Raw genomic sequence first — 9,094 nt, 5'->3', positions numbered from 1 at the left:
TCCCCGTGTCGCCGGTGAACACGGACCCCGTCGTGGACGTGCTGCTGGTGCCGCCGCTCGTGCTCGAGCTCGTGGAGACGGCGGAGTCGGTGGCGATCGTCGAGAACAGGGCGATGAGGTTGCCGGTCAGGGTCGAGGCCGTCGTCGCGGCCTTGCTCGAGTCCGGGTTCACCGTGATCGTGGCGGGCGAGGTCGTCTTCGCCGACACGGTGACGTTCACGCCGGTCATGAGGCCGGTGAACGTGTTGCTGCTCGAGGAGATCGTCTGCTCGGCACCGGTGCCGCCGTACAGGGTGATGCTCGCGTCGTGGGGGTCCGCGACGGTGGTGGTCGGGAGTGCCGCCGCGGTGGCGTCCTCGCCCTCGGCGACGGAGAAGGCCCCGGCCGCCCCCGTGCTCGCGGAGCGGAGCTGCAGGCGGTACTGGGCGACGCCGTTCGTGTCGGTGCCGGCGGCGATCTTGGTCGCCGTCACCCCGGTGCCTCCGCCGTTGATCGCCGCGACGACGTCGTCGAGGTTCGAGGACAGCGCGTGGACGGTGGTGCTCTTGGCGGTCGAGCCGCTGCCGGTGGTGATCGTGATGGGCGGCGTCGCGGACGAGGTGTCGGGCCACGCGGACATGGCGCCGCTGACGGACACCTGCGCGGTGGCGATGCTGCCGACGGTGAAGCTCACGCTGCCCGCGGTCGCGGTCGCGTCAGCGGCGGCGCTGATCCCGCTCGTGTCGCTCGACACGGTGAAGGCGGCGAGCGCCCCCGCGGTCGACGCGGTCTTCGCGGCCGTCGCGATGGCGGCGAGCTGCGTGTTCACGGACTGCAGGGCGCTGCGGTAGGTGGTGACGTTCGAGAGCTGGTTCTGCAGCTGCGTCTGCGGCTGCGACTCGATCGCCATCAGCTTCGTGATGATGCCGCTCGTGTCGAGCCCGCTCGACAGGCCGGAGAGGCCGAGCCCGGACGTCGACGTGGTGCTGAGCGACGCGCCTGTGCTGCTCGTCGTCATCCTGCACCTCCAGGGATCTCAGGACCGGGAGTGCCGGTTCCGCCCGAATGGCGCGGGAGCGTCGCCGCCCCCGCGCCATCCGGTCGATGCTGCGTCGGGATCAGCCGAGCAGCTTCAGCGCCAGCTGGGGCGCCTGGTTCGCCTGAGCGAGCATCGCCGTACCCGACTGGGCCAGGATGTTCGCGCGGCTGTAGTTGACCATCTCCGACGCCATGTCGACGTCGGTGATCCGGCTCTTCGCGGCGGTCAGGTTGGTGACCGACGTGGAGATGTTGGAGATCGCCGACGCGAACCGGTTCTCGAGCGCACCGATCGTCGACCGGGCGGACGAGACGTTCGAGATCTGCGTGTCGATCGCCGCGATGGCGGACTGCGCGTGCGCAGCCGTGTCGAACTGCACCGTGGCAGCGCTGACCGAGCCGGCGACGACGCCGGCGCCGGGCGCCGTGGTCGCCATCGCCGTGCCGAGCTTCGACGCGACGATGAGGTTGTTGCTGGCGTCCGCCGTGGCGGAGAACGCATTCGCGAACTCCGAGTTGGCGTTCAGCGCATCCGCGAGGCCCTGCGTGGTGGTCGGGGCGGTACCCAGCGTCACGGCGACACTCGTGTTGCCGGTCTTGAAGGTGTACGCGGTCGCCGTGAGGCTGCCCGGGGTCACCGCATAGGTGCCGGTCGACGTCGAGCCGAGCGCCGTGGCGACCGACGTGAGGTCGAAGCCGGCGCCGCTGAGGCTGACGTTGATCTGGCTCTGCGCGTTGCCATCGGCGCCCACCTGGAAGGCCAGCGAGCCGGCGGTGCCGTCAAGCAGGGTCTTCCCGTTGAAGTTGGTGGACTGGCCGAGACGGGTGAGCTCCGACTTGATGCTCGTCGCCTCGGTGCCGATCGCCGTGCGGGCGCTCGTGCTGTTCGAGTCGTTCGCGGCCTGGACCGCGAGGTCGCGGAGCCGGCCGAGGAGCGACTGCGCCTGGCTGAGCGCACCGTCCGCGGTCTGCACGACCGAGGTGCCGTCCTGGGCGTTGCGGCTGGCCTGCTGGAGGCCGGACACCTGCGAACCCAGGGTGGTGGCGATGGTCAGGCCGGCGGCGTCGTCGCCGGCGTTGTTGATCCGCAGACCGCTGGACAGCTTCGCGAGCGAGTTGGACAGCGAGTTCTGCGTGTTCTGCAGGTTCTTGTACGTGTTGAGCGCATCAAGGTTGGTGTTGACTGAGAATCCCATTAGTTCCTCCGTGATCGTGGGATTGGCGTTGTGTTCCGGTCCATCCGTGGTCCGACGCGAACACCTATCGGCGTTCCGGCCGGGGCTGTAAGCGGTCGCCCCGAAGTGGGGACGTCCACCGGCGCGACGTGTCCTAGGACACGGCTCGCGAGAAGTCGAAGCGGGCTGCGACGCCCGGCGTCATGCCTGCGGTCGCAGTCTCCGCGAGCCGCGCGAGGTAGGCGGCGCGACGCGCCGGAGCCACCCGGGAGTGCTGCTCGGCAGGCGCCGCGTCGGCGTAGTGGGCCTCGAGGCCGTCGCGCATGAGGCGCACGGCCTCCGAGCGCTGCTGCGACACCGCCGAGTGGGTGAGCCCCAGCTCCTCCGCCAGCTCGTTGACGCTGCGGTCGTGGAAGTAGATCTGCTCGACGATGTACCGCATCCGCTCGGGCAGGGCCGTCACGGCCGCGCTCACGTAGCGCGTGCGCTCCGTGTCGAGCATCGCGTCCTCGGGGTTCGCGATCTCGGAGGCGACGAGATCACCCATCGTCTCGTCCAGGCTCGCCACGCTGCGGGACGCGTCGGCGAGCGCCTCGGCGGCCGCCTTGCGGTCGACGCCGAGCGACTCCGCCACCTCGTCGACGGTCGGGGTGCGCCCGAGCGCCTGGGTCAGCGTCTCCTGCACGCGCAGGGACTCCCGGATGCGCTTGCGCGTCGCGCGGCTCGCCCAGTCGGCGGCCCGCATCTCGTCGGCGATCGCGCCGAGCACGCGGCGCCTCGCGAAGGCGCCGAACGGGACACCCTGCGCGGGGTCGAAGGTCTCCGCCGCCATCAGCAGGCCGAGCGAGCCGGCCGAGGCGAGCTCGTCGCGCGAGAGGTGCGTCGCCCGTCGGGCCACCTCGTTCACGAGATAGCCGACGATCGCGAGGTTCTCGCGCACCAGGCGGTCGCGCTGCTCACGTGCCGTCATCAGTCCCCCAGGGGCTCCCGTGCACGCGGAAAGGGCGTGCCGCGGTCGCGAGCGTATGGGCGGGCGCCCCCCGGGCGGGGGAGCGCCACGGGCCGCGCCGGATCCCCCGCGTACCCCCAGTTCGGGGACGTCCGCGCCTCCCGGGATCCGGCCAGGGACGCCCTATGCTCCGGCCCGTCCCCTCGGATGCCGCGCGCCGTTCCTTACATATGGCGTCGATGGTCCGAGAGTGGGAGTCGCGCCGTCCGTTCGGCGCGGGAAGGAGCGGGCCGTGAGTGCCAACGACCTCTCGACGCTGCTCTGGCGTGAGCGCGAGCTGCTCGAGCTGCTCGTCTTCAAGCTCGAGGAGGAGCAGCTGCTGCTCACCGCCGGCCGCTCGAAGTGGCTGCACCACGCCACCCGCGAGGTCGAGGCCGTGCTCGCGCGCCTCCGCACCGCCGGGATCGAGCGCACCGTCGAGGCCTCCACGGTCGCCGTGGAATGGGGACTGGGCGAGGACGCGACGCTGCGGCAGCTCGTCGAGCACGCTCCGAACGACGTGTGGCGGGACATCCTGCAGTCCCACCTCACCGCGCTGACCGCGCTGACCGCGCAGATCGCCGACGTGCGCGACACCAACCTCACCTACCTCCGGGCTGCGACGCGGGCCACCCAGGAGACGCTCGCCACGGTCGGCGCGGCCGAGCCGGTGGGCGTCTACACGGGTCGCGGGACGCACAGCACCGCCGGCGCGTTCGCCCACCTGTTCGACCGGCAGGGCTGAGCGTGGCGAGCACCTTCGGCACCCTCAACACCGCGTACAGCGGCCTCGCCGCCGCGCGGGCGGCGATCGACGTCACCGGCCAGAACATCGCCAACGTCGGCACCGAGGGTTACACCCGGCAGCGGGTCGAGCAGGCCTCGGTCCCCGGCACGCAGACCCCGGCCCTGTTCAGCAAGGGCGCGCAGATCGGCGCAGGCGTCACCGTCACGGGCATCGCCCGCCTGAACGACTCGCTGGTCGACGCCCGCGTCCGCGGCACCGCCTCGACCAGCGGGTACTGGGACACCGCGTCGTCGGCCGTCTCCTCCGTCGAGACGTCGCTGAACGAGCCCGGCGCCAGCGGCCTCTCGTCGACGATGAACGACTTCTGGGCCGACTGGCAGAACATGGCGAACAGCGCCGGGTCCACCACGGCCTCCGGGCAGGCGAGCGTGCTCATCGCCCAGGGGCAGCTGGTCGCGTCCCGCATCTCGACCGGCTACACCGCGGCGAAGAACGCGTGGAGCGACCAGCGCACCGCGACGGCGAACGCGGTGACGACCATCAACAGCGCGGCCAAGCAGATCGCGTCCCTGAACAAGGCGATCCTGCAGACGACGACCGCCGGCGGGAATGCGAACGAGATGATGGACCAGCGCGACGTCGCGCTCACCTCGCTGGCGCAGCTGACCGGGGCGACCAGTAGGCAGAACGCGGACGGCACGATGGACGTGTACGTCGGCGGCAGCACCCTCGTCGCCGAGACCACCGCCCGCTCGCTCGCGATCGCCGGGACGAGCGACATGACCGCCGCCGGCAGCGCTCCGGTCCACCTCACCTGGACCGACACCGGATCACCGGCGACCGTGGACGGCGGATCGGTCGCCGCGCAGCTCGCGACGCTGGCCGGCCCGTCCGGCGGCAGCGGCGGCATCTACGCGGAGACCGCGCAGGTCTACAACGACCTCGCGACGAAGCTCGCCACCTCGGTGAACGGCGCGCTCGCGTCCGGCACCACCCCGTCGGGGAACCAGGGCTCCCCGTTCTTCGCCCTCGGCGCCGGACCGGCGGCCACGTCGCTGACGGTCGTGCCGACCTCGGCGGCGGGCATCGCCATCAACAGCGCCGCGGGATCCGCCGACGGCGCCGTCGCCGACGCCGTGTCCCAGCTCGGCGGGGGTGCGGGATCCCCCGACACGACCTGGGCGACCTTCGTCTCGAACATCGGTGTGCAGTCGAAGAACGCGACGACGCAGTCCACCATCGCCGCATCCGCCGCCTCGGCCGCGACCACCGCGCAGACCTCGCAGAGCGGCGTGGACCTCGACGAGGAGACCTCCAACCTCGTCACCTTCCAGCACGCCTACCAGGCGGCCGCCCGCGTGATGACGACGATCGACTCGATGCTCGACACCCTGATCAACCACACCGGACTGGTCGGCTGAGCCGATGCGCATCACCAGCTCGCAGATCGCCTACGGATCAGCGCAGAACATCGCCGCCGCCAAGGCACGGCTCTCGCAGCTGCAGCAGCAGTCGTCGTCGGGAGTCGCGCTCGCGAAACCGTCGGACGATCCCGCGGGCACCGCCGCCGCCATGAAGGTGCGCGCGCAGCAGCGCGCGAACACCCAGTACTCGACGAACCTCGACGACGCGAACGCGTGGCTGTCGACCGTCGACTCGACGCTCACGTCGTCCGAGAACCTGGTGCGCCAGGCTGTCGACCTCACCACGCAGGGCGCGAGCACCGGCGGGCTGTCCGCCTCCGCCCGTGTCGCGCTCGCCAACCAGCTCGACGGCGTACGCGCCGACCTGCTGAACCAGGCGAACACGAAGTACCTCGGCCGGTCGGTGTTCGCGGGCTCCTCGGACACCGCCTCGGCCTTCGCCCCGAGCGGCGCGTTCGCCGGCACGGCCGGCACGACGGTGCAGCGCCGCATCAGTGGCACCGAGACGGTGCCCGTGAGCGCCGACGGAGCCGCAGCGTTCGGCGCCGGCACCGCCGGTTCGCCGTCCGTGTTCCAGACGATCGACGCGATCTCGGCCGCGCTGCGCGACACGACCGGTGCGAGCGACTCGGCCATCACGACGGGCCTCACGGCCCTCCAGGGAGGCCTCGCCCAGATGAGCGCCACGCACGCCACGGTGGGTGCGAACTATGCTCGCGTCACCGCCGCCAAGTCCGCCAACGCGAACGAGTCCGTGACGCTGGAGACCCAGCGATCGGGTATCGAGGACGCGGACACCACCACGGTGCTGCTCGATCTCAAGACCCAGGAGCTCGCCTACCAGACGGCGCTCCAGGTCGCCGCGCAGTCCATCCAACCGACCCTGATGAGCTTCCTGCAATGATCACGAACACCCTGTCCCGTGCCGGCCGCCTCGTCTTCACGGCGCCGCCGCCCGGCCTCTCCCCCGTGGTCGAGTTCGAGCTCGACGAGGTCGAAGGGGCGCTCGGCCTGTACGCCATGCGCGACACGGTCGGTGCCGACCTGCGCCTGTTCCTGCTCGATCCGGCGTTCTTCGTGCCCGAGTACCAGCCGCAGCTGACGGACGAGCATCTCGCGCCGCTCGGCGCCGACGACCCGGGGCAGGTGGACGTCTACGTCGTCGCGACGCTCTCGGACGGGGCACCGGTCGTGAACCTGCTCGCGCCGATCCTCGTGCATCCGGTCACCCACACCGCCGCCCAGGTCATCCTGGACGGCGCGGACTGGCCGCTGCAGGCCGAGCTCGTCCCGCCCGAGGACTGAGCCCCCGCCGCGATCTGCGGCTGCTGCGGACGGCCAGAGGGCCGCGTCAGCCGGCGAGCTCCTGCAGCAGCAGGGCCGCCATGTGCTGCACCTTCGGCTCGACGTAGGCGTCGAGCGTGCGGAGGATCACGGGCTTCTGCCGGGTGATCCACGCGGTCGCGTCGACCCGCAGCTGCGTGCGCATCGCGTCGACGTGGTCCTGGGGCAGGAACGGCTCGAGGGAGAGGGATCGGCGGATGTGCTCGGTGATGAGCCCGTCGATGGAGACGGTGAGGGCGTGCAGCACGCCGTGCGGCACGTCGTCGAGCCCCAGCTCGGCGGCCCACACGGGGCAGACGGGGCAGAGGCGGTCGCGCTTGCGCATCGCCGACGGGTCCCAGCGGGGCAGCCAGGCGAGCCATTGGGCGACGGCGCGGTCGAGCTCACGCTCGAGGCGGTAGGGACGCAGCATCAGCGGTCCCCCCGTCGGGTGGGGGTGGGCAGGGAGGGCCGGGGCGCGTTCGGGGAGACGGCCTCGACCACGGAGGGGTGCGTGGTCACTGGGGGGATCCGTTGGGTGCGGAAGCGATCGTCGTGGGGGACACGACAAGCACCGGTTGGGTGGCCGGTGCTCTCTCACGCTACCGACGGGGAGCCGCCCCCTCCATCCCCCGTCCGGGTGCCATCCCAACGCGGTGAGTTGCCGCTTTCGCCCCCTTCACGGGCGCTGAAGGGGGCGAAAGCGGCAACCGACGGCAGGGGCCCGACGGCGAAGGGCCCGCCCCCTCGCGGGAACGGGCCCTTCGTTCAGGTCCTACAGCGCCTCAGGGCGTCAGTTGTAGGTGCCGGGGGTGTAGTCGTCGCTCGAGAACGAGTCGAAGTCGACGAACGACAGGTCGGCGTCGTTGAACACCGTGTCGTCGCCGAAGGACCGGAGCGGATACCGCTCGGCCTTCGCCTCCTCCGTGGGCTCCACCTTCACGTCCCGATACCTCGGGAGGCCGGTGCCCGCCGGGATCAGCTTGCCGATGATCACGTTCTCCTTGAGGCCGAGCAGCGGGTCGGACTTGCCGTCCATCGCCGCCTGGGTGAGCACCCGGGTGGTCTCCTGGAAGGAGGCCGCCGAGAGCCACGACTCGGTCGCGAGGGAGGCCTTGGTGATGCCCATGACCTCCTGGCGGGCCGAGGCGGTCTTGCGACCCTCGGCGAGCGCGGCACGGTTGACGTCCTGGTAGCGCGACCGGTCCACGAGCTCGCCCGGGAGCAGGTCGGTGTCGCCGTGGTCGACCACGGTCACCTTGCGCAGCATCTGCCGCACGATGACCTCGATGTGCTTGTCGTGGATCGGCACGCCCTGGCTGCGGTAGACGCCCTGGACGCCGTCGACGAGATGCTGCTGCACGGCGCGGACGCCCTTGACGCGCAGCACCTCCTTCGGGTCCACGGAGCCGACGTGCAGCTGCTGACCGAGCTCGACGCGCTGGCCGTCCTCGATGAGGAGGGTGGCCCGCTTGAGCACCGGGTAGGCGTGGGGCTCGTCACCGTTGTCGGGGGTCAGGATCAGCTTCCGCTGACGGTCCGAGTCCTCGATGGTGACGACACCGGCCGCCTCGGCGATCGGCGACGCGCTCTTCGGGGTGCGAGCCTCGAAGAGCTCCTGCACGCGGGGCAGACCCTGCGTGATGTCGTCGGCCGACGCCACACCACCCGTGTGGAAGGTGCGCATCGTGAGCTGGGTGCCCGGCTCACCGATCGACTGGGCCGCGATGATGCCCACGGCCTCGCCGATGTCGACGAGCTTGCCCGTGGCGAGCGAGCGGCCGTAGCAGGCGGCGCAGACGCCGACCGCGGACTCGCAGGTCAGGACCGAGCGCACCTTGATGTGCTCGATCCCCGCCTCGACGAGCTTCGCGATGAGCACGTCGCCCACGTCGTCGCCGGCCGCGGCGAGCACCTCACCCGAGGCGTCGACCACGTCGGTCGCGAGCGTGCGCCCGTAGACCGAGTTCTCGACGTTCTCGCTGGTGGAGAGGTCGAGGCCACGGTTGGTCCCGCAGTCCTCCTCGCGGATGATGACGTCCTGGCTCACGTCCACGAGGCGCCGGGTGAGGTACCCGGAGTCCGCCGTGCGGAGCGCGGTGTCGGCCAGGCCCTTGCGGGCGCCGTGGGTGGAGATGAAGTACTCCGCCACCGTCAGGCCCTCGCGGTACGAGTGCACGATCGGGCGAGGGATGATCTCGCCCTTCGGGTTCGACACGAGGCCACGCATACCGGCGATCTGACGCACCTGCATCCAGTTGCCTCGAGCCCCGGAGGACACCATGCGGTAGATGTTGTTGCTGACGGGGAGGTTGTCCTCCATCGCCTTCGCAACCTCCGCCGTGGCGCGGTTCCAGATCTCGATGAGCTCCTGACGACGCTCGGCGTCGGTCGTGAGGCCCGTCTCGTACTGGGTCTG

At 71.2% G+C, this 9,094-nt stretch carries 8 protein-coding genes and 1 pseudogene; 4 read left to right on the top strand and 5 right to left on the bottom strand.

Annotated elements, in window-relative coordinates:
• From JWQ92_RS13355 to JWQ92_RS13345, 3 genes are all read right to left on the bottom strand, one after another.
• Positions 1-997: flagellar cap protein FliD N-terminal domain-containing protein (locus tag JWQ92_RS13355; RefSeq protein WP_297344951.1), on the bottom strand; the 997-nt coding region annotated here is incomplete at its 3' end.
• A 100-nt stretch (positions 998-1,097) separates the two neighbouring features.
• Complete coding sequence (locus JWQ92_RS13350; RefSeq protein ID WP_297344950.1) at positions 1,098-2,213, bottom strand: flagellin; 1,116 nt, start codon at positions 2,211-2,213, stop codon at positions 1,098-1,100.
• 133 nt (positions 2,214-2,346) lie between these two features.
• Positions 2,347-3,162 (bottom strand): sigma-70 family RNA polymerase sigma factor, encoded by an 816-nt coding sequence (locus JWQ92_RS13345; RefSeq protein WP_297344949.1) that lies wholly within the window; start codon positions 3,160-3,162, stop codon positions 2,347-2,349.
• A gap of 271 nt (positions 3,163-3,433) precedes the next feature.
• On the opposite strand from JWQ92_RS13345, the gene JWQ92_RS13340 reads away from it, so the two are divergent.
• The 4 genes from JWQ92_RS13340 to JWQ92_RS13325 are packed head-to-tail and all read left to right on the top strand — an operon-like array spanning position 3,434 to position 6,657.
• Positions 3,434-3,925: a flagellar protein FlgN gene (locus tag JWQ92_RS13340; protein WP_297344948.1), complete on the top strand. Its 492-nt coding sequence runs from the start codon at positions 3,434-3,436 to the stop codon at positions 3,923-3,925.
• 2 nt (positions 3,926-3,927) lie between these two features.
• Positions 3,928-5,349, top strand: a complete 1,422-nt coding sequence (gene flgK, locus JWQ92_RS13335) for a flagellar hook-associated protein FlgK (RefSeq protein WP_297344947.1) — start codon at positions 3,928-3,930, stop codon at positions 5,347-5,349.
• 4 nt (positions 5,350-5,353) lie between these two features.
• Positions 5,354-6,256, top strand: a complete 903-nt coding sequence (gene flgL / locus JWQ92_RS13330) for a flagellar hook-associated protein FlgL (RefSeq protein ID WP_297344946.1) — start codon at positions 5,354-5,356, stop codon at positions 6,254-6,256.
• Positions 6,253-6,657, top strand: coding sequence for a flagellar assembly protein FliW (locus JWQ92_RS13325; protein WP_297344945.1), 405 nt, complete (start codon positions 6,253-6,255; stop codon positions 6,655-6,657). The genes flgL and JWQ92_RS13325 overlap by 4 nt, the downstream gene beginning before the upstream one ends.
• A gap of 46 nt (positions 6,658-6,703) precedes the next feature.
• On the opposite strand, the gene JWQ92_RS13320 is transcribed toward JWQ92_RS13325, so the two are convergent.
• Both JWQ92_RS13320 and JWQ92_RS13315 read right to left on the bottom strand, forming a co-directional pair.
• The gene (locus JWQ92_RS13320) at positions 6,704-7,108 is read right to left on the bottom strand and encodes a hypothetical protein (RefSeq protein ID WP_297344944.1); all 405 of its coding nucleotides are present in this window, start codon (positions 7,106-7,108) and stop codon (positions 6,704-6,706) included.
• Between the two features lie 360 nt (positions 7,109-7,468).
• A pseudogene (locus JWQ92_RS13315) lies at positions 7,469-9,094 on the bottom strand (DNA-directed RNA polymerase subunit beta'); the annotation flags it as partial.

The organism is Amnibacterium sp., assembly GCF_025463795.1.
In the GTDB taxonomy this organism is placed as follows: domain Bacteria; phylum Actinomycetota; class Actinomycetes; order Actinomycetales; family Microbacteriaceae; genus Amnibacterium.
The sequence above is the reverse complement of the archived record's forward strand: the minus strand, read 5'-3'. Positions and strand labels throughout refer to the sequence as shown.

What these genes read in the sequence shown, in the direction of transcription:
- JWQ92_RS13350 (WP_297344950.1), bottom strand. Translation starts at nt 2,213, where the DNA reads ATGGGATTCTCAGTCAACACCAACCTTGATGCGCTCAACACGTACAAG.
- JWQ92_RS13345 (WP_297344949.1), bottom strand. Translation starts at nt 3,162, where the DNA reads ATGACGGCACGTGAGCAGCGCGACCGCCTGGTGCGCGAGAACCTCGCG.
- flgL (WP_297344946.1), top strand. Translation starts at nt 5,354, where the DNA reads ATGCGCATCACCAGCTCGCAGATCGCCTACGGATCAGCGCAGAACATC.
- JWQ92_RS13325 (WP_297344945.1), top strand. Translation starts at nt 6,253, where the DNA reads ATGATCACGAACACCCTGTCCCGTGCCGGCCGCCTCGTCTTCACGGCG.
- JWQ92_RS13320 (WP_297344944.1), bottom strand. Translation starts at nt 7,108, where the DNA reads ATGCTGCGTCCCTACCGCCTCGAGCGTGAGCTCGACCGCGCCGTCGCC.